The sequence below is a fragment of the Metabacillus sp. KH_069 genome (genome assembly GCF_057838075.1).
Map to the genome: position 1 here is coordinate 3815208 of NZ_CM174460.1, position 25053 is coordinate 3840260.

Here is a 25053-nt window from a genome sequence, read left to right on the forward strand (position 1 = left end):
ATTTACCTTTTTTCAGGCCGTTCTTCCCACTCTTCCCGCAATAAACCGATTCTGATGGAATCATAGTATTCTCCATTTACCACTCTGCACTTTCTCATGCGCCCCTCTACTGTCATGCCAAGCTTTTCTCCCACTTTAATCATCCTTATATTTCCGGACCATGTGGTGTAGCCGACTCTTACAATAGGCAATGTCTCAAATAAGTGATCGATCCATAAACGGAAGGCTTTCGTTCCATATCCCTCGTTCCAATAAGAGGGATCATAAATGCCTATCCCCATTTCAAGCCATAGTGAAGGCTCATGCTCCCAATAATAGCTTACTGTGCCGATAATTTTGTCACCGGCAACGATGGCCCAGTAATCCTCTTGATCTACGATACTGTCTTTCTGTGAAAGAAAGTCTGTCAGAGTAAGATTTTTATGTTCAAAATAAGGAGCATCCCATTTCTTCCACTCAGGGTGCTCATCTTTATACTTGATCTCCCATAAATGAATAAGATCCTTCGTTTCAATTGGACGGATAATTGCTATTGACTGACACATGATTGGTAAGTCCCCCATTTTTGCAAGAATTTATTCACTGATGAAAGATTTTTCCATTCTTTCACTCTTTCAAAATATACAGTATAATCACAATAAAGGAAAATACTGGAGTTGATTTCGAATGAAATATTATGCGGCATCTGTATTTCTATATCTCTTTTCTGTGGGTCTCTTATATGTGATTGGCTATGCATTTGAAATCGTCTGGCTGAAGTGGGAACACACAGTCACCTATCAGGATGGTACAATTAAAGCGGTTTCAGGTTCTGTCATACCCTTTTTCCTAAGCTTGCCTGTTTACTATTTCTTTACAAAAAAAACTGCAAAAGACTATTCTGCCGAATAAAACAAAAAATCCCAGAGCTGTTCATTCGTTCTCTGAGATTAATTATGATTCTTTATTATTCATCTGTGATTTTTCCCGATGCTGTTCATTCAGCTGCTTGATTTCTGCAATAAGCTGTTTTACCTTTTCTTTTTCTGCAGGATACGTATCGTTCCAATGCTTTACAAGAGGCGGCATGGATTTCGCGATATGTGAATAGATCACCCAGTTTTTTACTTTTTCCTGAAGTACTGGCGTCGCCTCTCCAAGAAGCAGTTCTGTATATTTTTCAATTAGGCCATTCAGCGGTTCTTTAAGATCTTCCTTCAACAAGATCTCCTCCTAATCATCCATTATGTTAAACAATGCTTCGGACAAGTACTGCAGCGATCTCTTTTTTCTGAAGTCAGATAGTAAAGACAGCATGTTTGTCTAAGTTTCGGCGCTTTTGCTGCTTGCCCTGGTTCCCTATAGAAAGGCAAGAAAGGGTTTTTCATTCCTTCTCCGAAAAGTTCTCCGTCTGCTTCATTCACTACATACAGATAATCCGCTTGTATTTGCTCTATCGTAACATACTCAGGTTTGTTTGCAAGCAGCGTATCGTACATCCATACAACATAGAGGACGACATTCTCCCAAAGTATCAGCTTGGAAATTCTTGCTTCCTTAGCCACAATCAAAATGAGTTTGCTAATATGGTCCCGGAATAAATCTCTCAGCAATTCGTCTCTCCACGCTTCTCTGCTTTCAGAAACGGGAATACATTCCATCGAACGGAAGTAAAAAGACGGCAGCCATAATGGATCCTCATCATCCGTCACAAGTGAAAGATTTGCAGGGTCCGTATTCAGTTTTTTCCCGAAAACAGTCATAGAGAAAAGAGCCATCGCTGCAAGGAAGGCATACCGTTTTACAAGCATAGACCCAGTAACATTTAATCTGTCTGAATGAATTCTCGGCTGGATCTCCATCAAATATCGCGAGAGAAAATCAGGATGCAGCAGGTTTGCTGCATCTACCGATAAGACTGAATCATTTCGTTCCAAACCCAGCCTGAATCTCGATAAATGCCCTAGTTCTTCTTTTGTAAAATGGTTCATAATTATATTGCCGCCTCTTTAATGATGCATCTGCCCCTGCCATGCGGAATGCAAAGAGGTGTTCCAAACAGAGGATCCATTGTTACTTCGCAGTTCATTTGAAAAACATCCTTCACAAGATTGCAGTTAATGACATGTTCCGGTCTGCCTTCAGCATAGATTTGCTTATCCTTAATGGCAACAATATGGTGTGCATAGCGGCAAGCTAAATTCAGATCATGAAGAACCATTACAATCGTTCGCTGTTCTTTTTCATTCAGCTCAAATAAGAGATCCAGGATTTCAATTTGATGAGTCATATCTAAATAAGTCGTTGGTTCATCAAGTAAAATGATATCCGTATCCTGTGCTAGAGTCATGGCAATCCAGGCGCGCTGGCGCTGTCCGCCAGACAATGAATCGACTGGTCTTTCTGCCAATTCAAGCATTCCCGTAGACTCTAACGCGCTCATCACTGCCTGCTCATCTTTTTCGGTCCATTGTTTAAGCCAGTTTTGATAAGGATATCGGCCTTGCTTGACAAGCTGAAGCACCGTCAGACCTTCAGGTGCAGCAGGACCTTGAGGCAAAATGGCAAGTTTCTTAGCCACTTCCTTTGTAGGCAGCTTCGCAATAGCTTCACCTTCTAAAAGAACTGCGCCTTTTTCAGGTTTTAAAAGCCGTGCTATTGAACGCAGAAGGGTTGATTTTCCGCAGCCGTTGCTGCCGATGAATACCGTTATTTCGCCTTTTGGGATATCTAAATCGAGCTCATCTATAATGGTTGTTTCTCCATATGACAATGTGAGCGCCTTTGTTTTAATTGCTGTCATTGACAATCCAGCTCCTTTTCACATAAGGGTTCATTATTGGCTGAGGGGTGAATTTATTTGGAAACAGCCTAGTTGTTTCTGCTTCTATAAAGCAGGTAGATGAAATAAGGTGCTCCAATCGCAGCAGTGAAAACCCCTGCAGGAATTTCCAGCGGAGCAAAAAGGGTTCTTCCAATCAAATCTGCAACCATAACGAGCACCGCTCCGAGCAATGCCGATACAGGAAGCAAAGCACCAAAAGATGACCCTACGAGTCTTCTTGCGATATGCGGGGCAATAAGACCTACAAAGCCGATTCCGCCGGCAAATGCAACAGCACTTCCAGTTAATGCAGTGGCAATGAGCAGCAAAATAAATCGGTTGCGCTGAACGGCACTTCCCACACCAGCTGCAAGCTCATCCCCTAATTCCTGAATGTTCACGTTTCTTACAAAAATAAAGCTGATGATGACCAATACAATTGTAACAGACACCATAATCTTCACTTGATCCCAGGTTGCGGAATAGACCGTTCCTGTAATCCAGATATTTGCCTGTGCCGCACGGTAGATCGGTCCTTTTATCATCAGTAACGTGGTAAGGGATTGAGCAAGCATGGAAAGTCCGATTCCGACCAAAACGAGTCTTATTGAAGAGGAGCCGCCTCTCCAAGACAAAATATAAACCAATAAGGCAATGACTGTCGCACCTATGAATGCAGCAACCGGCATCCACTGAATAGGAACAGTCAATGAGTTATTTTTATCACTGAAAATGGCTAAAAACATCACAACAGCAACGGAAGCTCCACCTGTAATCCCAATGATATCCGGAGATGCAAGCGGATTGCGGATGATCCCCTGAAGAATCCCCCCAGCAACAGCAAGCGATATTCCGACCATTAAAGCAATCAGAATCCTCGGCAAGCGGAAGGATTGAATGACAAGCTCATCCATCTCTGTCCCGTATCCAGCCAGTGTTTTAAGCACTTGAATCGGTCCGATTCTCATGTCACCCATACCTGTACTGAAAAGAAATGTAAACGCAGTCACCAGAAGCAAAACACTGAAGACCGTTAAGGCCTTTTTATCGATAAGGAAAGAAATAAATCCTTTTCCTATTCTAAATGATTGATAGCTTTTCATTATTTCTGGAACCCCCTGCGTGCGATATAGATGAAAAATGGTGTTCCGACAAGAGCCGTCATCACTCCTACCGGCACCTCTTCAGGCATCGCTACAAATCTGGCTCCAATGTCAGCCGTCACCAACAGCACTCCGCCGAGTACCGCACAATAAGGAAGAATCCAGCGATGGTCATTCCCGACAAAGAAACGTGCAATATGCGGAATGACAATCCCTACAAATCCAACAGGCCCTGCAATCGCAACTGCTCCTCCTGCAAGCAGGATAATCACAGCAGCCGTGATTAATTTAACAGTTCCAGTCTTCTGTCCGAGCCCTTTTGCAACATCTTCTCCCATCATCAGCAGGTTAATTTTTGATGCAAGGAAGATGCAAATAACAAATGCGGTGCCTATATAAGGAAGCACACTGTAAAGAAGCTCAAGCTTCCTTCCCTGAACTGAGCCGGCAAGCCAAAATAGGACTTGATCCAAAGCCGCCTCGTTGCTCACCAGAAACCCTTGAGTCAGCGAGGAGAACAAAGCAGCCATCGCCGCTCCTGCCAGCGTAAGCTTCATCGGGGTCAATCCTTCTCTCCCGAAAGACCCTGCAAAATAAACAGTGAAGGCCGCAACTGCCGCTCCTAAAAAGGAAATCCAAGTGAAAGCCTGCAGAGAGCTCACGCCAAATATGGAGACAGCAATCACAACAAAGAATCCCGCTCCGGCATTGATTCCGAATACACCAGGAGATGCGAGCGGATTTTTCGTAAGAGCCTGCATGAGCGCTCCTGCAACAGCAAGACTCGCTCCGACCACAACAGCCACTGCTGCTCTTGGAAGCCTGACTGTTTGAATAATTAAATGTTCATTCGATCCATTAAAGTTAGTAAAAGCATGAATGGCTGTACCCCACGAGGTTTGTGTATAGCCAAGCACGACACTTGCGCAAATACTAAGTAAAAGCAAAATAAAACCAGTGAGAAGTCCAGCTGTCTTCACCAAATTAGTCTGTAATAACATATCTATACCTCTTGATGTGAAACCATCACTTCTTCATAATTTTCTAAAACTATTGTAACAAATTCAATTGACTTTGAAAATCATTTTCAATTAAATGTTGACATTTGAAATCAGAAAAATTAATATTTAATTGTAAATGAAAATCATTATCAAAAGAATATATGGGGGTAACATTAAATGCAAGCTACATATCAAAAAGCATGGCTGGCACTTATTGCAATCGTTTTATCTGCAGTAGTTCTTGCAGCATGCGGAAACGGCGAGAAAGAAGACGCTGCTGACAATGGCAGCAAAGATAAAGAAAGCGAAGCATACACTGTTGAGCATGCAATGGGCACAACAGAAATTAAGAAAAAACCTGAAAAGGTTGTTATTTTAACAAATGAAGGTACAGAAGCTCTTTTAGCTTTAGGCGTTAAGCCTGTTGGAGCTGTTAAATCATGGTTAGGCGATCCTTGGTATGCTCACATCTCTGATGAAATGACAGATGTTGAGGTTGTAGGAGATGAGAGCGCACTAAATGTAGAAGCAATTGCTGCATTAAAGCCTGATTTAATCATCGGAAACAAACTCCGTCAGGAAGATCAGTATGAAAAATTAAGCAAAATTGCACCAACTGTCTTCTCTGAAACGCTTAAAGGGCAGTGGAAAGATAACTTCGAGTTCTATGCAAAAGCATTAAACCGCGAAGAAGAAGGCAAAAAAGTCATTGCAGACTATGATGCACGCATTAATGAAATCAAAGAAAAAGCTGGAGATAAACTAAACCAGGATGTTTCTGTTGTCCGTTTCTTAGCTGGATCGACACGCATCTATTATAAAGATTCTTTCTCTGGTGTTATTTTAGAGCAGCTTGGCTTCAGCCGCCCTGCTAACCTTGAAAAAGTATTCTCGGATAAGCCAGATGATTTGTTCGCACGTGAAGTAACGAAGGAATTAATTCCTGAAATGGACGGAGACATCTTATTCTACTTTACGTATGCCCCTGCTGAATCAAAAGCAGATGCTGAAAAAACAGCTGAAGAATGGACAAAAGATCCGCTTTGGCAAAACCTTAATGCTGTAAAATCAGGCAAAGCTTATCAAGTTGATGATGCGATCTGGAATACAGCTGGAGGAGTTAAAGCAGCTAACTTGATGCTTGATGATATCGAGAAACTCGTTCTCGAGAAATAAATCAGTCTCCCACACAAATTTTAATAGATTGTGTTCACCCTTTTAAACGAAAAAAGTCTTCCAGCCGGAAGACTTTTTCGTTTTCTTCTATATATAAGCATTCATTGCAGATCCCATAGATTCAACAATTAAATCATAGTATTTAATGGCCAGCATTTTTTCATCCTTATAGGATTTGTTCCAGCAATCATCTAGCCATACATCTGCTATTGCCTGTTTCCGCTGATCTCCTGATTGGGCATCTTTAAGCGCAATGGCACTAAGCAGCAGATCGCACATTAACGCGGATAATTTTTTCGCATGAACATTCCATCCCTCTTCTTTTTGTTTTTCCAAAAAAGAGAGCAAATCTTCAAGTTCCCTTATACCGTTATTAACAGCTGAGCTTCCGCAAGAGTTCTTTCTCATCCATCCGAGAAAAGATAAATGAACATCATGTTTTTTGATGAGACGCAATACTTCTAAACCAAGTATATTAGCTGTACCCTCCCATACGGTAAGGACTTGAGAATCTCGCAAAAGTCTTGGCGTTACAAAATCTTCAATGTATCCATTTCCGCCGTGCATTTCAATGGCCTCGTGCGAAAATTCAATTGCCTCTTCTGCCGTCTTTGCTTTTAATAGCGCGATGAAAAGACGGGTTAGCGCTTTTTCTTCGTCTGTAGAAGCCTTTTCTCTCATCACCTTTTCAAACAGCTCTATCAATTCAAAACATGCGCTTGTCTGAATTTCCTGCCGCACAGCCATTTTACACAGTGTTTCCTGAATCATCGGAGATTCCGTCAGTTTTTTCCCAAAAGCTTTCCTTTGATCGGCGTAGCCTTTTGCTTCGATGTAAGCTCTTCTCATAATTCCCGCTGAAGCGATGGCATTGCAGATTCTTGAAAGATTAAGGGCCTCCATCATATAGTAAAACCCTCTGGAAGGATTTCCAATCAAGTAGGCTTCCGCTCCGTTTAATTCAACTTCTGCCGAAGGAACGGCCCTTACCCCCAGTTTATCCTTCAGACGCCTGATATGGAATTGATTTGAAGTTCCATCCTCCTTTTTCCATGGAACCAAGAAAAGAGATAATCCTTTTGTTCCAGCCGGCGCTCCCTCTATTCTCGCAAGCACTGCCGCTACCTTGCATGCACCTGCATTGCTTGCAAAATATTTTTCGCCATAAAGCCTGTAGCCTGATCCATTTCTCACAGCCTTCGTTTCATTTGCTCCTACATCAGAACCGCCCTGTCTTTCTGTTAAAAAAGTAGCTCCTTCATAAAGTTCAACGTCACCTGTTGAGATGACATGCGGCAAAAATCTGGCTTTTAATCCCTCATCTGCATATTCGTCTATTAAATAGGCAGTTGCCATCGTAAGCGTCACTGGGCAATAAAAGCCGGATTCAACCTGTGACAGAAGATAGCCTAAAGCATACGAGTAGTGATAGTTTGCCTTTCTGTTCAATTCAGGAATGTTCTTATGTAAATAGCCGACAATCCCTGTTTCATAGGTGTCCGCAATCGTTTTTTTGTATCCTTCGTTCAGCCACACTTCCGAAACATCATTTCCGAACTTATCATAGCGGATAAGCTTCGGCTGTCCCTCTCTGTCCGTATGCGCAGCGCGCTGATCAAATTCTTCAAAACAAAGCTTTTGAAATTCTGCCAGCCTTTGAACCGTATATTCATAAAGTTCGTCATCCATAAATTTTTTTAGATTAAACAGCAAATTAGCATCCTGCATATTCAGCACCCCTCTTTATGTAATCGCTTACAATTTATTTTACAGAATATTCTCTTCATTTCATATACGCTTTTTGCATTCTCTGTAAGATATTTGGTAAGCTAACATTAGATATTCCGTGAGGAGGGAATCAGTCTAATGCTGCAGGCCGCACTCTGGGGAGCTTTTGCTGGTTCCTCTATACTGCTGGGAGCTTTGCTTGGCATCTACAAAGAGATACCACGCAAATTTTTAGGATTTATTATGTCGTTTGGAACGGGTGTCCTGATTGGGGCAGCTTCCTTTGAACTGCTTAGAGAATCTGTAGATGAAGGTGGACTGCTGGCAGCATCGGGCGGATTCATTTTCGGTTCATTAACATTTACAATCAGTGAATTGCTTATAAATAAAAAGGGCGGAAGCGACAGAAAACGTTCAAAGCAAAATCCTGAAAACCACTCAGGAGTATCCATTTTCATTGGAACTGTCATTGATGCTATACCGGAGTCCGTTATCATCGGTGTCAGCCTGCTTCAGGAGAATACTGTCAGCTTCTTAATGGTGACAGCCGTTTTCATCAGTAATTTCCCTGAAGGGCTATCAAGCTCTGTCGGTTTGAGAAAAGACGGATATTCCAAGAAAAGAATTCTCAGCATGTGGCTGATCGTTCTACTTCTTTCTTCGCTGAGTTCATTTCTGGGCTTCTCTCTGCTTCAAAATGCAGACATTGCAGTGATAGCATTCATAGGTGCCTTTGCAGCTGGAGGCATCATTGCAATGGTAGCTTCGACGATGATGCCGGAAGCATTCGAAGAAGGCGGGCCGATCGTAGGATTGATTGCTTCTTTAGGCGTTCTTGCTTCGTTAATTCTCTCAAATCTATAATAAAAGGCTTCGCACCTGCGAAGCCTTTTTCTCATCCAGTTAAGATGTCTTCATTAGGATATTTAATTTTTTGTTTCTGTGGTTTAGTCAGTGTAAATAAAAGAGTAAGCGGCCCTACTTTTCCAATGAACATAATCACGATGATGACTTCTTTCCCAAGATCCGAAAGGCTGCCTGTAATCCCCATCGACAACCCAACAGTCCCAAAGGCTGAAACAGTTTCAAAAAGGATTTCTATGAAAGACGCTTTTTCAGAAATAGTTAAGATAAAGATCGCTGTTAAGACAAACATTAAACTGACCATTGCGATTGCCAGCGCTTTTAAGATATAGCGTGAATGAATGCTTCTTCTTCCAATTGTAATGTCTTCTTTCCCTCTCAAAAATGTAATCGTTGCAAGCACGATAATAATCGCAGTAGTAAGCTTGATTCCTCCTGCTGTTGAAGCACTTCCCCCGCCAATAAACATTAGAATAATCATGAGAAAAAGTGTGGCCTCATCAAGGCTTGCCATATCCAATGTGTTAAAACCGGCTGTTCTTGGGGAAACCGCCTGAAAATAGGAGGCAAGCAATTTCCCGCCAGATGAAAGATTGCCAAGAGTTTCTGGATTTGAGTATTCAACGAAAAAGATGAACAACATGGCAAAAACATTGATGACAAGGGTTCCGACTAACATGATTCTAGTATGCAGAGAAAATTTGCTGAACTTTCTTTTTTTCCATATATCAAGTAGAACTGTAAATCCAATGCCTCCGATAATAAATAGAGACGATATCACAATATTCACTAATGGATCATTCACATAACGGATAATGTTATCTGGCCATAGAGCAAACCCGGCATTGTTAAAAGCAGAAATAGAGTGGAAGAAGCTGTAAAATAACCCTTTCGACCAGCCAAATTCCGGAACCCATCTAAAAGATAAAAAAATCATGGCGATAAATTCAATCATGATAGAAAAAAGAAATAAGTATTTAACAAGATTCACAACTCCGCCAAGCGAGGTCTGATTGAGGGCATGCTGCATGACAAGCCGTTCTTTGATCCCGATTTTCTTTCCCAGAACCATATATGTCAGAATGGCAAACGACATGATTCCAAGTCCGCCAAGCTGAATGAGAACAGCAATAATAGTCTGCCCAAAGGTCGTGAATGTGCTTCCTGGATCCACAGTAGCGAGACCTGTTACGGTCATGGCCGAAGCTGAAATAAATAAAGCATCAAGCCATCTGATGGAACCATGTGTCGCGATTGGCAGCTTTAATAAAACCGCTCCAAGAATGATACCCGCTGCAAATGCGATTACAAGCAGCTGAGAAGGATTGAAGCGAAGCATTTTTTGCAGTTTATTTGTGTTTATCACCTACATCCCCTCCTCCTCAAAACGAATGATGTCTTTGTTCCGTCCGATGACAAGCAGAATGTCACCGGATTTGATTGATTCATCAGCAGGAGGTGATACAATGACCTCTTCTTCCCGCTGTATGCCGACTATGTTACAGCCATATCTTCCCCTAATATCCAGGTCGATCAACGTTTTTCGGTGAATTTTTGCTGAAGCAATGAGCTCTACCATGCTGAATTCCTTTGAAAGCTCAATATAATCAATCATTTTTTCTGAAATGATATGGTGCGCAATCCGCTTTGCCATGTCCCGTTCAGGATGAATGACTTTGTTTACTCCTATTTTGTCTAAAACCTTCTGATGATAGTCATTTTGAGCTTTTGCCCAAACTTGCGGAATCTCCATTTCTTTCAGCAGAAGAGAGGTAAGAATGCTTGCTTCTATATCGTCTCCAAAAGAAACGAAGGCGTGATCTACATTGCGGACGCCAAGCTGTTTCAGGGTCGCTTCATCAATTGCATTCGCTTTTACAGCAAGAGTCGCATATTGAGAGTAGTATTGAACCTTCTCTTCGTCTTTATCAACGGCTAAAACTTCAATGCCCATTTCATGAAATTCCTTTACTAGACTTCCTCCAAAACGGCCAAGACCAAATACAGCAAATTGCTTTTTCAACAGGATTTCCTTCTTTCGATACCAATTTTTGCACACAAAAAGACACAGAGGTTCCATGAACCGCTGTGTCTCATTTTTTAGGGTCACATTAGTTTCATTATCCTCTCTCAAGAACGCTTGCGAAGTTAGCTGTCGGGTTCGGGCAATGAGAGTAGCCCTACCAGTAAAGGATTCACCCCAAGCTGCAAAAATGCCAGCAAAATTGGGTCCCCCGCTCCATAATGGATTAAGCGAATTAAGAATATATGAAATGTATTTATGAAAGTATCTTACTCCTGTTGAATTGGACAGTAAAGAGCCAATTATTGCAGGATTTTGCTATAAATGACCAAATACATCCGTTTAAGCGCTTTCAAGTCTTATTTGCTCAGCGTATCTGTTTATTTTACAACGTCCTATCAGTCAAACTTTCAAACTTGTCCGTTTAAATCAAGGATCAAATTTAATCAATCACAAAAACACCAAGCCTCTTAGGACTCGGTGCCGAAATTTACAGTTTAGCCCGCTGCAGTCTCAGAGCATTCAGTACCACGGATACGGAGCTGAATGCCATAGCAGCACCTGCAAGCCACGGTGCAAGAAGCCCGGCTGCTGCTATAGGAATGCCCAGCGTGTTATATCCAAAAGCCCAGAACAGATTCTGCTTAATGTTGCGGATCGTCAATTTGCTCATATAAATGGCATCTGCAATACTGTTTAAATCGCCTCTCATAAGGGTAATATCTGCAGCTTCCATGGCAATGTCGGTACCTGTGCCAATAGCCATCCCGATATCGGCTGCAGCAAGGGCCGGTGCATCGTTAATGCCGTCGCCAACCATTGCTACCCGTTTACCCTGACGCTGAAGCTTAAGTACCTCTTCAGCTTTACCCTCTGGAAGAACTTCTGCTATGACATGTTCAATGCCGGCTGCTTTTGCGATGGCATGAGCAGTTCTTTCATTATCACCAGTCATCATGACAACGTGGAGGCCAAGATGCTTCAATCTTTCAACAGCTGATTTTGACGTTTCTTTGATCGTATCTGCTACGGCAACAAGACCCATCAGTTCGCCATCAATGGCGGCAAGCATCGCTGTTTTACCTTCTGACTCCAAATGCTGCATTTTTTCCAATACAGCTTCAGCACTTATTCTGTACTTATCCATCAGCTTCTTCGTTCCCACAAGAACCTGCTGATTGGCAACCTTTGCTCTGATTCCATATCCCGGAATCGCTTCAAAGTCAGCCGCATCACTAAGTTCTATCCCTCTTCCTGTCACCCCATTTACAATCGCCTGAGCAAGAGGGTGCTCTGATTGCTTTTCAGCAGAAGCCACAGTCTTTAAGAAGTTCTCCTCTTCTATTTCTCCTACAAGATGAACATCCGTTAACTCTGGTGTGCCTTTTGTAACTGTACCTGTTTTGTCTAAAATGATGGTATCGACTAGATGAGCCGTTTCTAAATGCTCGCCGCCTTTAAACAAAATACCGGCTTCAGCTGCGCGGCCTGACCCTGCCATAATGGATGTCGGTGTTGCAAGACCAAGTGCACAGGGACAAGCAATAACGAGTACGGCAATCGTTTTTTCCAATGCACCTGCGAAATTGCCGGGGTCGATCCAAAGCATCCAAATAAGAAAAGTCACAGCTGCAATTCCGACTACGATCGGGACAAAAATGCCTGAAATCTGATCGGCCATTCTTTGAATCGGAGCCTTTGATGTTTGCGCCTGTTCTACAACCTTAATGATTTGGGCTAAAGCTGAATCACGCCCAACCTTTGTAGCTTTTATTTTCAAAAAACCATTTTTATTAATTGTAGCTCCAAAAACCTGATCTCCAGCTGTCTTATCTACCGGTATACTTTCACCTGTCAGCATGGACTCATCAAGAGCGGATCTGCCTTCATAAATCTCTCCATCAACGGGAACCTTTTCACCAGGTCTGACAAACACGATATCACCCGCAGCAACTTCTTCAAGAGGAACTTCAATTTCCATTCCATCTCTTTCTATTCTTGCTGTCTTGGCCTGCAGCCCCATTAATTTTTTAATGGCTTCAGATGATCTGCCCTTCGCTCTCACTTCAAATAACTTCCCGAGCAGAATAAGTGTAATCAGCACCGAACTCGTTTCAAAATAAAGCTCTGGCATATGCCCATTATGCCGGACCGACTCAATTGTTAGGTAAAGACTGTAAAAATAAGCAGCGGACGTTCCTAAAGCTACGAGTACATCCATATTCGCGCTTTTATTTTTTAGCGCTTTGTATGCACCGACATAAAACTGTCCGCCAATAACAAATTGAACAGGAGTGGCTAATAGCAGCTGGAACCATGGATTCATGAAAAGCTCAGGCACATACATCCAAGAAGTAAAGGAAAAGTGGCCAACCATTGACCAAAGGAGCGGAATCGAAAGAATGGCAGACACGATAAATTTCCTTTGCTGTTTTTGGATCTCTTTAGCTTTTGTATGGGCGGAATCCGTTTCATTTTCTTTTTTTAAGCTTGCTCCATATCCGAGCTTTTCAACGCGCTTGATCATATCCTGCGGCGCAACAATAGATGGATTGTATTCTACGGATCCTGTCTCAAGTGCGAGATTGATTGTCGCTTCCAAGACCCCATCAAGCTTGCTGAGTCCTTTTTCAATTCTTGCTGAACAAGCCGCGCATGTCATCCCGGTAATAGTAAATTCGGCTTTTTCAGATACCACCCCATAGCCTAAATTTTCTATCTTTTGACGGATCATTTCAGGCTCCGTCTTCTCTTTATCAAACGTTACAGTGGCTTTTTCGAGTGCAAGGTTTACGTTTGCTTTCTCTATACCATCCATTTTGTTTAAGCCTTTTTCAATTCTGTTTGAGCAGGCTGCACAAGTCATGCCAGTAATCTGAAATTGGGTCTCCTTTAGATTGCTCATTTCGAATCCCTCCATATACCGCATAGGGGTATATTTTATTGAAAAGAAAGCGTGCCGATGATCAGCACGTTTCTTTTTTTTGATTATAGAAAGTATAAAATTTGGCGCTTCAATGTCCAGCTCCTCGGCCAGAACGGGTCCGCAAGTATTGGCATAAAGCGCCTTTTCTGTTAGATCCTTTTCTGTCATGCCTGCGCTAAACGGGCGATTCTGCTTTTCTAATTATTCTACCTCGTAGCCCTGGTCATCAATTGCTTCTTTAATGACAGCTACATTCACTTCGTTCGGGTTGTAATCTACATCAACTGTTCCTTCGTTTAAATCTACCTTGACCGATTTGACCCCATTAAGTTCGCCAACACTGCCTTCAATTGCTTTCACACAATGATTGCAAGACATTCCCTGAACGTTTAAAGTAACATTTTCCATCTAAAACACTCCTCTATTATTATTTCATTAATCGTTTAACCGTAACTAAAACTTCATCAATAACCTCTAGATCGCCTTCTTGAATGCGTTCAACTAGACAGCTTTTCATGTGGCCTTCTAAAAGCAGCTTGCTGACGGAGTTCAAAGCAGATTGTATGGCTGATATTTGTGTCAGTACATCATCGCAGTAAGTATCTTTATCAATTAATCCTTTTACTCCGCGGATCTGACCTTCAATTCTGTTTAATCGCGTGACAAGATTTTTCTTAACCGCGTCTGAATGATGGCTTTTTCGATCCGATCCTGGAACATGACAGCTTTCTGGTTCATTCATATTTTCAACCATGCCATGCACCTCCTTGTTTATACTTTACCATACCCCCCTACCCTATGTAAAGAGATAAAATTCAGATTTATTTATTTTTTTCATCCTTCCATTTATATCCCGTGCCCCAAACGGTTTGAAGGTGATCATCTATTGGAAACCCGGTTTTTCTCAGCTTCTCTCTAAGATGACGGACGTGGGAATCAACCGTACGATCCTCCGTATCTGCATCATACCCCCAAATGGAATGAATCAAATGTTCTCGATTAAACACTCTGTTTCTGTTCTTTAAAAAGATGCCCGCCAGCTGAAATTCTTTAGGCGTAAATAAGATAGGCTCACCTTTATAGCTTGCCTCCTGACTTCGTTCATTCCATTTAAGTCCCTTGTATTCCACAGCATGATTGTTTCTAGTTCTTCTTAATATCGCTTCTATTCTTGCCAATAATTCCATTTCATTAAAAGGCTTCGTAATATAATCATCGGCACCTGTCTGCAGTCCTTTTACAATGTCTTCTTGCTGATCTCTTGCCGTCACCATGATGATTGGAACATCTGAAAAGCTTCTGATTTCTTTACACACTTCAAAACCATTCATTTCAGGCATCATCAAATCAAGAATAATAAGTGCCGGCTCTTCATTTAAAACATGGTCTACTGCGTTTTTTCCTGATAAAGATTTTATGCACGAATACCCCGCTGGAGCAAGGTACAGCGCAAGCAGATCCAGCATCAGTTTTTCATCATCTACAAGCAAAATCTTTTTCATCGTTTAATCCTTTCTAAAGCAAATGTATATGGACGTTCCTGAACCAAGCGTACTTTTCGCCCGAACGGTGCCGCCCTGAGCCTCCACTATTTCCTTTACGATGGCAAGACCCAGACCTGTTCCCCCGCTGTGGCGTGATCTTGATTTATCCACGCGGTACAGTCTGTCAAATACATACGGGAGATCTTCCTCGGGAATTCCAATTCCTTGATCCGAAATAACGATTTCAATCTTTCCTTCATGGTCAAGCAGCTTGACTGTAATGGAGGTCTCTTTTTCAGAATAATGGATGGCATTGTCCATAATATTGAGAAGTACTTGTTCAAATCTTGCCGGATCTATTAAATGCTGAACAGAATAATCCGGTAAAAGAAAATTCACTTTCCTATTTTCATTCATTAAGATGGGATTCATCTTTTCAATCGTTTTTTTTATAAATAAGACGAGATCCAGTTTCTTTTTTTCAATCTGAAAAGAATGATGATCAAGCTTAGCGAGTTCAAACAGCTCACTCACAAGCTTTGATAAATGCTCTGTCTGTTCCCTTATAATATCTAAATATTTTGCCTGATCAGCACTTGACAATTCAGGCCTCTGTGCAACATCTGCATACCCTTTAATATACGTGAGGGGGGTACGCAATTCATGAGCAATACTTGCTAAAAATTCATTTCTCTCCTTTTTTAAATGAGATAAATCATCAGCAAGTTTTTGAATGGACTGTCCAAGCTCCCCAAGCTCATCGTTTCTCTGCATATGAAGCTTAACTGTAAAGTCCCCCTCGCTCAGACGTTCAGTCGCACGTTTCATGGAGAGCAGCGGTTTTGTCACGATTTTTGATAAAAACACAACGGCAATGATGGTTAAAATAACAGATACGGTTCCGATAAATATGAAATGATCATTCAATCTCGCAATCATTGATTGAAGAGATTCTGTTCCCTTAAACATATAGACGAACCCGGTTGTTTCACCATTCTTTTCTATTGGACTGACAGACCAGATGAAAGGATTGTTTTGCCAGTTGGAAAGAGCGTCCATTTCTTCCTCACCACGGGCATTGACTGTCTTCTGCATGAATGGATGAATCTCTTTAGAAGAATGAAGAATTTCTCCGTTTTCATTTGTAAGGACAACATCTGTATCTGCTTCGGATTCCATTAAAATCACATGCTCCATTGTCGTTTCATCATTATGCTTGTTCAGGACATCGCGGTGGCTGTTGCCCCTTGTCTGGAGGGCGGCCACCTCCTCATTTACCCGTGTATTGACCAGGCTTCGGTATAAGAATAAAAAAAGGCATGTTTCTACTATAAGAATGATTGTAAAAAATAATAGTCCTATCTTTATGGCCAGTTTGTTCATATATGACTCCTTGAAAGGACCAGTACCTGTCTCGGTCCTTCAGCATGATAAGTTTAACAGTACCAAATACTTGTGCATTTTTGGTGCAGAATTAGAAAAAATGCTTCAAAAAAAGCGGCCTATGTCAGGCCGCTTTGATTATTAAGATAATTTCTCTTCCATATCAGGAATTTTGTAATCGCCGTGTTTCTTTTCTGTTTCTGCTACAATGACTGCACAAGCTGCATCACCAGTGATGTTGACTGCTGTACGGGCCATATCAAGCAAACGGTCGATACCGATGATTAAGGCAATACCCGCTACTGGAAGACCTACAGAGTTTAAGACCATCGCTAGCATGATCAGTCCAACCCCCGGTACACCAGCGGTACCAATCGATGCAAGAACAGCTGTAAGAACGACAGTAAGCAATTGCGTAATAGATAAATCAATATTATAAACTTGAGCAATAAAGATTGTTGCTACACCCTGCATAATAGCCGTTCCATCCATATTAATCGTTGCGCCAAGAGGCTGAACGAAGCTTGAAATCGGCTCTGGCACTTTCAGACGCTTCTGCGCCGTTTCCATAGATACAGGAAGGGTTGCATTACTGCTTGAAGTACTGAAAGCTACTGCCATTGCAGGAGCGAAATTCTTAAAGAACCAAATTGGACTTTGTTTTGCCAGGAAAAGAATGGATGATCCGTAAGTGACGATTGCATGAATCACTAGAGCCAGCAGGACGACACCCATGTAGAGTCCCATTGCTTTAAGAGCGTCTAATCCCTGGCTGCCGACAGCAGTTGCGATAAGACCAAACGTACCGAATGGAGCAAATTTCATTACGACGTTTACAAGGTACATCATTAAATCGTTTCCTTGTTCAACGACTTTATATAGCGTACTCGCTTTCTTGCCGAGGAACGTAATTCCAAGTCCTACAAAGATTGAGAAAATGATGATTTGAAGCATATTTCCGTCAGCGAATGCTTTAATAGGATTCGTAGGAATCATATTTAAGAATGTATCAGCAACGGATGGAGCTTCTTTTGCTTCATATTCAGCAGACTTTGTATCGAATTCGCCTACGTTTCCAGGCTGAATTGTCAAGGCAAGAATTAATCCGATTACGATAGCTACAGCTGTCGTTACTAAAAAGTAGGAAACAGTTTTCACTCCAATTCTCCCCAATTTCTTTGGGTCGCCCAACCCTGCAACTCCCAGAGTAATAGAGAAGAAAACAATTGGCACTACAAGCATATTAATTAAGTTTAAAAAGATTTTTCCAAGCGGAGTAAACAGGAACGTGTCTAACTGTTTAAATAAATCCGGAGCCGTGATATTAAGGATCAGACCTACGATGGCACCCAGAATGAGACCAATGATGATTTTCGTTGCTAGTTTCATATAAAACCTCCGTAAAATAAGAATAATAGAAAGATAATGCTTTATTCCCAAAAAAGCGGGATGGAGAAACATAAATGTGAGAGTTTTTTGAAAAATACAAAAAACCGCGAGAGAATTCTCGCGGTTAGTATTCGTCAATTTGAATAATTATGACTTTTCCACAGATGAGTCTCTCCAGTGCATACGAGGTTAGCTGTCGGATTCGGACGAAGAGTTGTCCTACCTAGTACTTTAAGGATTCACCCCAGTGCATGAGCACAGTTCGGTTCCCCCGTTCCCGTTAAGGATTAAGCGTATATTTATTAAGTTATACTACTATTCTAAATAAAAGATCCTGTTTTGGCAAACATCAAAATTTGCCTTTTGTTGGATTTAAACATAAAATTTAGCAGAAAACGTTATATTTTAAGGAGTTTTAAGCAATGAAAAGATGGATAAAAAATTTTTCCCTGATAGCATTAGCGGTCTTAATTCTATCATTTGCAGGGTTTTATATATGGTCCCAGCAGACATATAAACCAACAGAAAACCTTTACAATTCGACAAATATCCAAAAGAAAAACAACGTGAATGGGTACCTGCTTTTTGAACCGGTGAATCAGAAGACCGAAACAGGCATTATTTTTTATCCAGGGGCGAAAGTAGAGCCTGAAGCCTACGCCTATCTTGCTGAGCAGCTTGCACAGAGAGGATATACAGTTGCTATATCAAAAATGCCTTTCAACCTGGCCATTGCAGGAATCAACAAAGCCGACAAAGTCATTAATGAGCACGGTGACATTAAGAAGTGGTATATCGGAGGCCATTCACTTGGAGGCGCGTCAGCTTCTATTTATGCCTATAACCACCAGGATACACTCAAAGGACTCTTTCTGCTGGCAGCCTATCCTGCTGATTCCAGTGACTTTTCCGGGACGGACTTTCCGATTCTGACGATTTATGCCGAAAAAGACGCCCTGACAACTCTTGCAGATATACAGGAGAAAAAGCATCTGCTTTCAGAGGATACATTCTTTTACCGGATTAAAGACGGAAACCATGCACAGTTCGGAATCTACGGGGAACAAAAAGGCGATAAAAAAGCGGACATTAATGTCTTTATCCAGCAGGATCTTGTGGTTAATGAGATTGACCGGTGGATTATGATGAATCAGTAAAAAAATAGAGTTTCCAGGCTTATTTATGTTCGAATCAGATAAAAAGAAACAGCGGCTCGTCTGACGGGGTCGGTTCAAGGTGCAAAACATTAAAACAACATCATAAATAACACATCATAAAACACGCCAATTAGCAGCATAATTGACGTGTTTTAGATTCAAAGAATTTGCTGAACGACTTGCCTCAAACTTTAAGGAGTTCGCACTGCAAAACCCCATTTGCACCCCTTTTTATGCCATTTAACAAAAAAGCTGCACCTCAGCTAAAAGCTGAAAATGCAGCATCACACAATAACCTTGTTTTACTTAGTCGCCTCAAGGAACTCCTCTGCATCTTCTACAGTTAGAGCGACTGCTTTTTGCCAGAAATCTTCTTTTGTCAGATCCACTCCCAAATGCTTCATCGCGAGATCTTCCACCTGAATGGAACCCGTATCTTTAAGGAGAGCAATGTATTTTTCCTCAAACGCAGTCCCCTCTTCAAGCGCTTTTGCATAGATTCCAAGCGAGAATAAGTAGCCAAATGTATACGGGAAGTTGTAGAAAGGCACTCCTGTAATATGAAAATGGAGTTTGGATGCCCAGAAATGCGGGTGATATTCTCCTAATGCATCACAGTACGCTTCTTTTTGCGCCGCCTCCATCAGCTCGCTGATACGTTCAGCGCTGACCATTCCTTTCTTACGCTCCTCATAAAACGCTGTTTCGAAAATGAAACGCCCGTGAATGTTCATCAGAAGGGCAACACTGCGCTGCACTTTGTCTTCAAGCAGGGCCAGGCGTTCTTCTTCCGTTTTTGCTTTTTTCACAGAAGCATCTGCGACAATCATCTCTGCAAATGTTGATGCCGTTTCCGCCACGTTCATGGCATAGCTGCGGTTAAGCGGATGAACGCCTGCCATTGCATGCTGATGGAAAGCATGGCCAAGTTCATGGGCCAGTGTCGCAATATTCGAAGGCGTTCCTGAGAATGTCATAAAAATGCGGGACTGGTCGCTTTCTGGGAAGCTTGTGCAGAATCCGCCCGGCGCCTTTCCAGTTCGATCCTCAGCTTCAATCCAGCGGTCTTCAAACGCTTTTTTCGTGAATGTTGTCAGCTCCTCGCCAAAATTGCTGAACTGATCGAGAATAAATTCTGCTCCCTCCTGATAGGTGACCTTTGTCTCTTTCCCGCCAACCGGCGCATCAAGGTCATACCAGCTGAGTTTATCCACACCAAGAAGCTCTGCCTTTCTTTTTAAATATTTTACTAGAGACTGCTTATTTTCAGAAATAACTTTCCACATGACATCAAGCGTTTCGCGCTTCATTCTGTTGATTTCAAGCGGCTCGCTAAGGACGTCTTCCCATCCACGCTTCTCGTAAACATTCAATCTGAAACCTGCAAGATGGTTCAGCGTCTGGGCAAATAAATCTGCCTTGCTTCCCCATGCCTTTTCCCACTCTTCAAACACAGATTTGCGGACTTCACGGTCTGCACTGGAAAACTTATTGGCAGCCTGGCCGACAGAAAGTTCTTTTACTTCCCCATCTTCTATAAAAGGAATTTTCACAGTCGACACGAGGGTGTCATAGAACTGTCCCCATGCATGATAGCCGTCTACGGACAGAGCATTGATAAGCGTCTCCTGCTCCATCGGTAATTTATTTTTTGCTTTGTTTCTGCGTTCAGTCAGCACATAAGCAAGCTCAGAAAGACTTTCTGTCTCTATAAGTTCTTCCCATACTTGATCCTCCACTTTTACAAGCTTCTGATCGAGACTGGCAAGAGCATTTTGAAACTGAGAGCTGAGCTTCGTTACTTTTCCTCTGAGCACAGCAGCGTGTTTATCCGTTGTATCCTGAGCCTGCAGACAGCCTACAAAAGCACCGGCCTGTCTCACTCTCTTCGCAATTCCCTGGAACGTTTCAAGAATTTCATCAAGGTAAATATGGTCCTCTTTTGAGCTTGGCACCTTTAACTGATCGGCCTGCTCTTTAAACAAAGGAACATCATTTTCAAGCTCTTTTAAATGATGCTTAAAGCTTTCAGACTGGCTGCCTCCTTTGAAAAAAACATCCAAATCCCAAGTCTCTGCATATGTAGCGGCTTTCATAGACATACCCCCCACTATATATTTCGTTACACTAAATAAACTCTCAGGTCTATTATATATCATTTTACTAAATATTTGTATAATTCTAACACTTTTAATAAAGAAAACTTAAAAGCGCAAAAAAAAACAGCCAGGCATTTCGCCGAGGCTGTTCGATCCTTTATTTCACTGATTTATCTGACTTACCTTCTTCGTCATCCATCAGACCTTTTGTTGCGTTTTTAAACTCTCTTAGTGTTTTGCCGGCAGCTTTTCCGAGCTCCGGAAGCTTTTTCGGTCCGAAAAGCAGGAGTGCCACGAAGACAATTAACATGATTTCGCCAAATCCCAAGTTCATCATGTGCCCTTCTTCCATGTTATATTTTCATAAAAATAGAAAGAAAACGTTATCTTTGTAAATTATAGTAGATTCGCGGGCGGATTGCAAAGTGAAGTTTCGGTGACAGTTAATTCAATATAGGTTTGAAACTTTTGGTAAAAAAATTTATCTAGTTGACATCCTCTGATCAACCTGCTAAATTTACTCTATTAAAATAATGAATAAAAATCCTCACGGCATCTCAGTGAGGTAGAGGTTGCGCCAATTAAGAGTAAGTTGCAAGAGGCTAGTGGAGCTGTTGACTGCAAGTGAAAGGATTTGGCGCCGAAGTTTGAAACAGCCACTTTGTTTCAAGCTGGGACAGTATCGAATAGGTACTGGACTGCCGCAGAGTCAATTTGCGGAGTGCTATCTGGAGATGATCGTGAGTTTTTGTGTTTTTAGCGCATGGACTTATTCTATGCGCTATTTTGTTTGCAGAAAAATGATCACATTCATTAAAAACTACACACAATATCGATAAGTATTGATATGTATAGGAGGTTTCAGTTTTGAAACAAAAGAAATGGGGATTTTGGCTTTTAACAGCCTTTGTAGTAGGAAATATGGTCGGCTCAGGCATATTCATGCTGCCAAGCACGCTGGCCCAGACAGCAAGTCCGCTTGGAGTAACCAGCGCCTGGCTCGTAACCGGATTTGGAGTATTAATGATTGCTCTGGTATTCGGCAATTTATCGATTCGCAGACCCGACCTAACAGCTGGTCCGCAAAGTTATGCAAAAGCGTTATTTGATTCACCGAAAAAGGGAAACGTTGCAGGATTCAGCATGGTGTGGGGATATTGGGTCGCTAACTGGATCAGCAACGTGGCAATCATCACTAGCTTTGCCGGCTATCTTTCTTCATTCTTTCCTATAATGTCTGACGAATCTGTTCTGTTCTCAATAGGTTCACAGGACATTCAGTTAGGAAGAGCGGTCACATTTATTGTTTGTACCATTTTGCTTTGGGGCACTCATACCATTTTATTAACGAACATGAATGGTGCCGGAAAATTAAATTTTGTTGCGACTGCTTCTAAAGTAATCGGTTTTATGCTTTTCATCATCGCTGGTTTATTTGCACTTGAGTCAGCATCATTTGGGGAATTTTATTTCCCTGTGGAAGCAGAGCCCGGTGTAACTTATGGCCTTGGCAATCAAGTACAATTCGCTGCCATTTCAACCTTATGGGCATTTGTAGGCATTGAATCTGCCGTCATCTTGTCAGGCCGCGCTTCTTCTCAGCGTGATGTGAAAAGAGCGACCATTACCGGCTTAATCATTGCTGTGTTCATCTATATGATTATCACGCTTATCACAATGGGTGTTCTGCCGCACGATCAGCTTCAGTCATCTGACAAACCGTTTGTAGATGTACTCTCTGTCATTATTGGCGATGCCGGTGCAAATGCAATGGCATTATTAGCAGTCGTGTCTTTATTTGGTTCAACCATAGGATGGATCCTGCTTTCAGCTGAAGTACCGTATCAGGCTGCAAAAACAGGAATTTTCCCTGCTTTCTTTGCAAAAACAAATAAAAAAGGCAGTCCTAAAAATGCCTTGCTGATTACGAATTTGATGTCTCAAATCTTTATTTTCTCAACGATTTCCGGAACCATAAGTGAAGCTTATACATTCTTAACAACGTCCGCTACACTTGCTTATCTTTTCCCATATCTTGTTTCATCTATTTTCTTTTTGAAGCTGATCGCTAAAGGAGAAACATATGATTTAATTCAAGGATCGCGAGTAAGAGACGGAATTATTGCATCCATTGCTTGTATTTATTCTGTTTGGGTCATTGTCACCGGTACAGCTGATTTAAAAACATTTGTACTGGGAGTCGGCCTTTTCTTGGCAGGCTTCGTGATTTATCCGTTTTTGACGAAATATATGAAAAAACAAGATTCTGCTGCAATCTAATGATGAACGGCTGCACTTAACGTGCAGCCGTTTTTTCTATTCTTTGCTCACAGCAAAAAGCTGGTTCGCACAATATTCTATGATTTCTCTTCTCCTGATAATTCCTATAAAAATCCCTTGATCGTCTACAACAGGCACAAAATTTTGCTCCATCGCCCTGCTGATGATTTGTTCCATTTCTGCATGAATAGGAATTGGTTCATTTTTCCGATGAAATTCTACCTCGGTTAATCGGATCTTCTCGGTATTATGAAAATTTAAATCAGGTGTGTTTTTGAGTTTCCATAATAAATCCCCTTCCGTTAATGTAGATACATATTTCCCCTCTTCATCAAGCAGCGGAACGGCTGAATAGCGGTGATATTCCATTCGTTCAAGCGCCTGCCTCATAGTGGCTTTTGTGTTTAAATAAACAACTTCCTTTTTTGGTATAAGGAAAAAAGCAATATTCATTTCTCCTGAACTCCTTTAAGATCGTCCATCTGACACGATGTGAATATCAATATTCTCTGTCTTTCTCATTATGGTATTCACGATGGAACCCTTTCTAATTTCTTCCCACCTTGTTCTCGCTGACTGCCCGAGAAGGATTTGCGTTATGTGATACTGTTTTGCAATATCAATAATGACCTGCGCAGGTTTGCGGCTGAATTCCTGCTCCAGCAAAAATACAGCATTAAATTGAGAGGCAAGTATTTTCCATTGCTCCGTTCTTTCCCGTATTTCCTGTGTAAACGCCTCAGGGGAATTCTTCGTTACATTCAAAATAAACAACTGAGCTTTTAGGCGATTTGCCATCCGCCACCCTCTTCTGATTAATTTCTCGGCAGATGGCCCATACCCGACACATACCAAGATTTTTTCATGAACACCTATAGGACCGTTCACCAAATTCCCGCTGATCTGCTCCATCTTTTCGTCTACATCATCTGCTACTTCTCTCAAGGCAAGTTCTCTCAGCGATGATAGATTGGTTACTGTAAAAAAATGAGTAAGGCTCTGCTCAATTTTTTCTGAGGCATAGATTTTTCCTTCTGCGAGCCGCTTCCGAAGGGTTTCGGGAGTAACATCAATCAGCTGAACTTCATGGGCATCCTGAACGAACAAATCCGGTATCCTCTCTCTTACTGCCACTCCCGTTATTTGCTGTACAATGTCATGAACGCTTTCTAAATGCTGGATATTCACCGCAGACAGCACATTAATACCGGCATTTAAGATTTCTTCTACATCCATATATCTCTTTTTATTTTTTGATCCCGGAATGTTGGTATGGGCCAGCTCATCAATCACAATGACTTTCGGCTTTCTTTGTATGATGGCATCTACATTCAGTTCTCTAAACATACTTCCTTTATACTTCATCTCTTTTAGAGGAACCACTTCCATATCTTTAATCAGTTCCTCTGTTTCTTTTCTGCCGTGACATTCAATCAGCCCTATCACAACATCGATGCCTTCGAGTTTTAAATCATGGGCATCCTGCAGCATTTTATACGATTTACCGACTCCGGGAGCTGCCCCGACGTAAAGTTTCAGCTTCCCCCTTTTCAAGTCTGCAATTTCATCAAGCAGCTCCTGTGGCGTTTTCCGTCTGAAATAAGGGTGTTTTTCACTCATTGATTCACCTCTTTAAA

24 protein-coding genes and 3 riboswitches are annotated in these 25053 nt (G+C 41.7%); of the genes, 5 read left to right on the plus strand and 19 right to left on the minus strand.

All coding sequences use genetic code 11. The features are described from left to right. Positions 1 to 2 precede the first annotated feature (2 nt). Positions 3 to 545 (minus strand): GNAT family N-acetyltransferase, encoded by a 543-nt coding sequence (locus AC3ISE_RS19255; RefSeq protein ID WP_489222202.1) that lies wholly within the window; start codon positions 543 to 545, stop codon positions 3 to 5. A 121-nt stretch (positions 546 to 666) separates the two neighbouring features. On the opposite strand from AC3ISE_RS19255, the gene AC3ISE_RS19260 reads away from it, so the two are divergent. Then, entirely contained in the window at positions 667 to 891 is a 225-nt protein-coding gene (locus AC3ISE_RS19260; protein WP_489222203.1) for a hypothetical protein, read from the plus strand. A 42-nt stretch (positions 892 to 933) separates the two neighbouring features. Here AC3ISE_RS19260 and AC3ISE_RS19265 read toward each other — a convergent pair whose 3' ends face one another. From AC3ISE_RS19265 to AC3ISE_RS19285, 5 genes are all read right to left on the minus strand, one after another. Next, positions 934 to 1200 carry a DUF2573 family protein gene (locus tag AC3ISE_RS19265; RefSeq protein ID WP_489222204.1) on the minus strand — a complete coding sequence of 89 codons (267 nt, stop codon included), beginning with the start codon at positions 1198 to 1200 and terminating at the stop codon, positions 934 to 936. Between the two features lie 23 nt (positions 1201 to 1223). Beyond that, complete coding sequence (locus AC3ISE_RS19270; RefSeq protein WP_489222205.1) at positions 1224 to 1970, minus strand: IucA/IucC family C-terminal-domain containing protein; 747 nt, start codon at positions 1968 to 1970, stop codon at positions 1224 to 1226. Between the two features lie 2 nt (positions 1971 to 1972). Further along, positions 1973 to 2782 (minus strand): ABC transporter ATP-binding protein, encoded by an 810-nt coding sequence (locus tag AC3ISE_RS19275; RefSeq protein ID WP_309194237.1) that lies wholly within the window; start codon positions 2780 to 2782, stop codon positions 1973 to 1975. Between the two features lie 68 nt (positions 2783 to 2850). Continuing rightward, positions 2851 to 3906, minus strand: coding sequence for a FecCD family ABC transporter permease (locus AC3ISE_RS19280; protein ID WP_489222206.1), 1056 nt, complete (start codon positions 3904 to 3906; stop codon positions 2851 to 2853). Beyond that, complete coding sequence (locus AC3ISE_RS19285; protein WP_489222207.1) at positions 3906 to 4907, minus strand: FecCD family ABC transporter permease; 1002 nt, start codon at positions 4905 to 4907, stop codon at positions 3906 to 3908. The genes AC3ISE_RS19280 and AC3ISE_RS19285 overlap by 1 nt, the downstream gene beginning before the upstream one ends. A 177-nt stretch (positions 4908 to 5084) precedes the next feature. Here AC3ISE_RS19285 and AC3ISE_RS19290 point away from each other — a divergent pair, with 177 nt between their 5' ends. Continuing rightward, positions 5085 to 6083, plus strand: coding sequence for an ABC transporter substrate-binding protein (locus tag AC3ISE_RS19290; RefSeq protein ID WP_489222208.1), 999 nt, complete (start codon positions 5085 to 5087; stop codon positions 6081 to 6083). Between the two features lie 87 nt (positions 6084 to 6170). On the opposite strand, the gene AC3ISE_RS19295 is transcribed toward AC3ISE_RS19290, so the two are convergent. Then, a complete protein-coding gene (locus AC3ISE_RS19295) occupies positions 6171 to 7811 on the minus strand; it encodes an acyl-CoA dehydrogenase family protein (RefSeq protein ID WP_489222209.1) in 1641 nt (546 codons plus the stop codon). Positions 7812 to 7949: 138 nt separating this feature from the next. On the opposite strand from AC3ISE_RS19295, the gene AC3ISE_RS19300 reads away from it, so the two are divergent. Further along, entirely contained in the window at positions 7950 to 8675 is a 726-nt protein-coding gene (locus tag AC3ISE_RS19300; RefSeq protein WP_489222210.1) for a ZIP family metal transporter, read from the plus strand. Positions 8676 to 8706: 31 nt separating this feature from the next. On the opposite strand, the gene AC3ISE_RS19305 is transcribed toward AC3ISE_RS19300, so the two are convergent. The 8 genes from AC3ISE_RS19305 to AC3ISE_RS19340 all read right to left on the minus strand — a co-directional run bounded on the left by AC3ISE_RS19305 (position 8707) and on the right by AC3ISE_RS19340 (position 17880). Then, the gene (locus AC3ISE_RS19305; protein ID WP_489224389.1) at positions 8707 to 10014 is read right to left on the minus strand and encodes a TrkH family potassium uptake protein; all 1308 of its coding nucleotides are present in this window, start codon (positions 10012 to 10014) and stop codon (positions 8707 to 8709) included. A gap of 27 nt (positions 10015 to 10041) precedes the next feature. Further along, positions 10042 to 10698, minus strand: coding sequence for a potassium channel family protein (locus tag AC3ISE_RS19310; protein ID WP_489222211.1), 657 nt, complete (start codon positions 10696 to 10698; stop codon positions 10042 to 10044). 99 nt (positions 10699 to 10797) lie between these two features. Next, positions 10798 to 10941, minus strand: a riboswitch (cyclic di-AMP (ydaO/yuaA leader). A 247-nt stretch (positions 10942 to 11188) separates the two neighbouring features. Then, positions 11189 to 13603, minus strand: a complete 2415-nt coding sequence (locus AC3ISE_RS19315) for a heavy metal translocating P-type ATPase (protein WP_489222212.1) — start codon at positions 13601 to 13603, stop codon at positions 11189 to 11191. Positions 13604 to 13825: 222 nt separating this feature from the next. Then, positions 13826 to 14032: a copper chaperone CopZ gene (gene copZ / locus AC3ISE_RS19320; protein ID WP_133312522.1), complete on the minus strand. Its 207-nt coding sequence runs from the start codon at positions 14030 to 14032 to the stop codon at positions 13826 to 13828. Positions 14033 to 14051: 19 nt separating this feature from the next. Further along, on the minus strand, positions 14052 to 14378 hold the full coding sequence (locus AC3ISE_RS19325; RefSeq protein ID WP_154318614.1) for a metal-sensitive transcriptional regulator: 327 nt from the start codon (positions 14376 to 14378) through the stop codon (positions 14052 to 14054). A gap of 67 nt (positions 14379 to 14445) precedes the next feature. Beyond that, entirely contained in the window at positions 14446 to 15126 is a 681-nt protein-coding gene (locus AC3ISE_RS19330) for a response regulator transcription factor (protein ID WP_489222213.1), read from the minus strand. 3 nt (positions 15127 to 15129) lie between these two features. Beyond that, the gene (locus AC3ISE_RS19335) at positions 15130 to 16491 is read right to left on the minus strand and encodes a sensor histidine kinase (protein ID WP_489222214.1); all 1362 of its coding nucleotides are present in this window, start codon (positions 16489 to 16491) and stop codon (positions 15130 to 15132) included. Between the two features lie 141 nt (positions 16492 to 16632). Next, positions 16633 to 17880 carry a dicarboxylate/amino acid:cation symporter gene (locus AC3ISE_RS19340; RefSeq protein ID WP_489222215.1) on the minus strand — a complete coding sequence of 416 codons (1248 nt, stop codon included), beginning with the start codon at positions 17878 to 17880 and terminating at the stop codon, positions 16633 to 16635. A 163-nt stretch (positions 17881 to 18043) separates the two neighbouring features. After that, a riboswitch (cyclic di-AMP (ydaO/yuaA leader) is annotated at positions 18044 to 18184 on the minus strand. A gap of 118 nt (positions 18185 to 18302) precedes the next feature. Between AC3ISE_RS19340 and AC3ISE_RS19345 the strand changes: the two genes are divergently transcribed. Next, entirely contained in the window at positions 18303 to 19037 is a 735-nt protein-coding gene (locus AC3ISE_RS19345) for an alpha/beta fold hydrolase (protein ID WP_489222216.1), read from the plus strand. Between the two features lie 302 nt (positions 19038 to 19339). Here AC3ISE_RS19345 and AC3ISE_RS19350 read toward each other — a convergent pair whose 3' ends face one another. Continuing rightward, positions 19340 to 21133 (minus strand): M3 family oligoendopeptidase, encoded by a 1794-nt coding sequence (locus AC3ISE_RS19350; RefSeq protein ID WP_489222217.1) that lies wholly within the window; start codon positions 21131 to 21133, stop codon positions 19340 to 19342. Positions 21134 to 21293: 160 nt separating this feature from the next. Continuing rightward, positions 21294 to 21470: a twin-arginine translocase TatA/TatE family subunit gene (locus AC3ISE_RS19355; RefSeq protein ID WP_070874800.1), complete on the minus strand. Its 177-nt coding sequence runs from the start codon at positions 21468 to 21470 to the stop codon at positions 21294 to 21296. A 224-nt stretch (positions 21471 to 21694) separates the two neighbouring features. After that, positions 21695 to 21871: riboswitch (Lysine riboswitch) on the plus strand. 132 nt (positions 21872 to 22003) lie between these two features. On the opposite strand from AC3ISE_RS19355, the gene AC3ISE_RS19360 reads away from it, so the two are divergent. Beyond that, positions 22004 to 23416 (plus strand): amino acid permease, encoded by a 1413-nt coding sequence (locus AC3ISE_RS19360; protein WP_489222218.1) that lies wholly within the window; start codon positions 22004 to 22006, stop codon positions 23414 to 23416. Positions 23417 to 23452: 36 nt separating this feature from the next. Here AC3ISE_RS19360 and AC3ISE_RS19365 read toward each other — a convergent pair whose 3' ends face one another. Together AC3ISE_RS19365 and kdpDN are read right to left on the minus strand one after the other, a co-directional pair. Continuing rightward, positions 23453 to 23869 carry a CBS domain-containing protein gene (locus AC3ISE_RS19365; RefSeq protein ID WP_489222219.1) on the minus strand — a complete coding sequence of 139 codons (417 nt, stop codon included), beginning with the start codon at positions 23867 to 23869 and terminating at the stop codon, positions 23453 to 23455. A 15-nt stretch (positions 23870 to 23884) separates the two neighbouring features. After that, on the minus strand, positions 23885 to 25036 hold the full coding sequence (gene kdpDN, locus AC3ISE_RS19370) for a KdpD-like non-kinase potassium sensor (RefSeq protein WP_489222220.1): 1152 nt from the start codon (positions 25034 to 25036) through the stop codon (positions 23885 to 23887). Positions 25037 to 25053 lie beyond the last annotated feature (17 nt).

What these genes read in the sequence shown, in the direction of transcription:
- AC3ISE_RS19255 (WP_489222202.1), bottom strand. Translation starts at nt 545, where the DNA reads ATGTGTCAGTCAATAGCAATTATCCGTCCAATTGAAACGAAGGATCTT.
- AC3ISE_RS19260 (WP_489222203.1), top strand. Translation starts at nt 667, where the DNA reads ATGAAATATTATGCGGCATCTGTATTTCTATATCTCTTTTCTGTGGGT.
- AC3ISE_RS19270 (WP_489222205.1), bottom strand. Translation starts at nt 1,970, where the DNA reads ATGAACCATTTTACAAAAGAAGAACTAGGGCATTTATCGAGATTCAGG.
- AC3ISE_RS19275 (WP_309194237.1), bottom strand. Translation starts at nt 2,782, where the DNA reads ATGACAGCAATTAAAACAAAGGCGCTCACATTGTCATATGGAGAAACA.
- AC3ISE_RS19280 (WP_489222206.1), bottom strand. Translation starts at nt 3,906, where the DNA reads ATGAAAAGCTATCAATCATTTAGAATAGGAAAAGGATTTATTTCTTTC.
- AC3ISE_RS19285 (WP_489222207.1), bottom strand. Translation starts at nt 4,907, where the DNA reads ATGTTATTACAGACTAATTTGGTGAAGACAGCTGGACTTCTCACTGGT.
- AC3ISE_RS19290 (WP_489222208.1), top strand. Translation starts at nt 5,085, where the DNA reads ATGCAAGCTACATATCAAAAAGCATGGCTGGCACTTATTGCAATCGTT.
- AC3ISE_RS19295 (WP_489222209.1), bottom strand. Translation starts at nt 7,811, where the DNA reads ATGCAGGATGCTAATTTGCTGTTTAATCTAAAAAAATTTATGGATGAC.
- AC3ISE_RS19300 (WP_489222210.1), top strand. Translation starts at nt 7,950, where the DNA reads ATGCTGCAGGCCGCACTCTGGGGAGCTTTTGCTGGTTCCTCTATACTG.
- AC3ISE_RS19305 (WP_489224389.1), bottom strand. Translation starts at nt 10,014, where the DNA reads ATGCTTCGCTTCAATCCTTCTCAGCTGCTTGTAATCGCATTTGCAGCG.
- AC3ISE_RS19315 (WP_489222212.1), bottom strand. Translation starts at nt 13,603, where the DNA reads ATGAGCAATCTAAAGGAGACCCAATTTCAGATTACTGGCATGACTTGT.
- copZ (WP_133312522.1), bottom strand. Translation starts at nt 14,032, where the DNA reads ATGGAAAATGTTACTTTAAACGTTCAGGGAATGTCTTGCAATCATTGT.
- AC3ISE_RS19325 (WP_154318614.1), bottom strand. Translation starts at nt 14,378, where the DNA reads ATGGTTGAAAATATGAATGAACCAGAAAGCTGTCATGTTCCAGGATCG.
- AC3ISE_RS19330 (WP_489222213.1), bottom strand. Translation starts at nt 15,126, where the DNA reads ATGAAAAAGATTTTGCTTGTAGATGATGAAAAACTGATGCTGGATCTG.
- AC3ISE_RS19335 (WP_489222214.1), bottom strand. Translation starts at nt 16,491, where the DNA reads ATGAACAAACTGGCCATAAAGATAGGACTATTATTTTTTACAATCATT.
- AC3ISE_RS19340 (WP_489222215.1), bottom strand. Translation starts at nt 17,880, where the DNA reads ATGAAACTAGCAACGAAAATCATCATTGGTCTCATTCTGGGTGCCATC.
- AC3ISE_RS19345 (WP_489222216.1), top strand. Translation starts at nt 18,303, where the DNA reads ATGAAAAGATGGATAAAAAATTTTTCCCTGATAGCATTAGCGGTCTTA.
- AC3ISE_RS19350 (WP_489222217.1), bottom strand. Translation starts at nt 21,133, where the DNA reads ATGAAAGCCGCTACATATGCAGAGACTTGGGATTTGGATGTTTTTTTC.
- AC3ISE_RS19355 (WP_070874800.1), bottom strand. Translation starts at nt 21,470, where the DNA reads ATGAACTTGGGATTTGGCGAAATCATGTTAATTGTCTTCGTGGCACTC.
- AC3ISE_RS19365 (WP_489222219.1), bottom strand. Translation starts at nt 23,869, where the DNA reads ATGAATATTGCTTTTTTCCTTATACCAAAAAAGGAAGTTGTTTATTTA.
- kdpDN (WP_489222220.1), bottom strand. Translation starts at nt 25,036, where the DNA reads ATGAGTGAAAAACACCCTTATTTCAGACGGAAAACGCCACAGGAGCTG.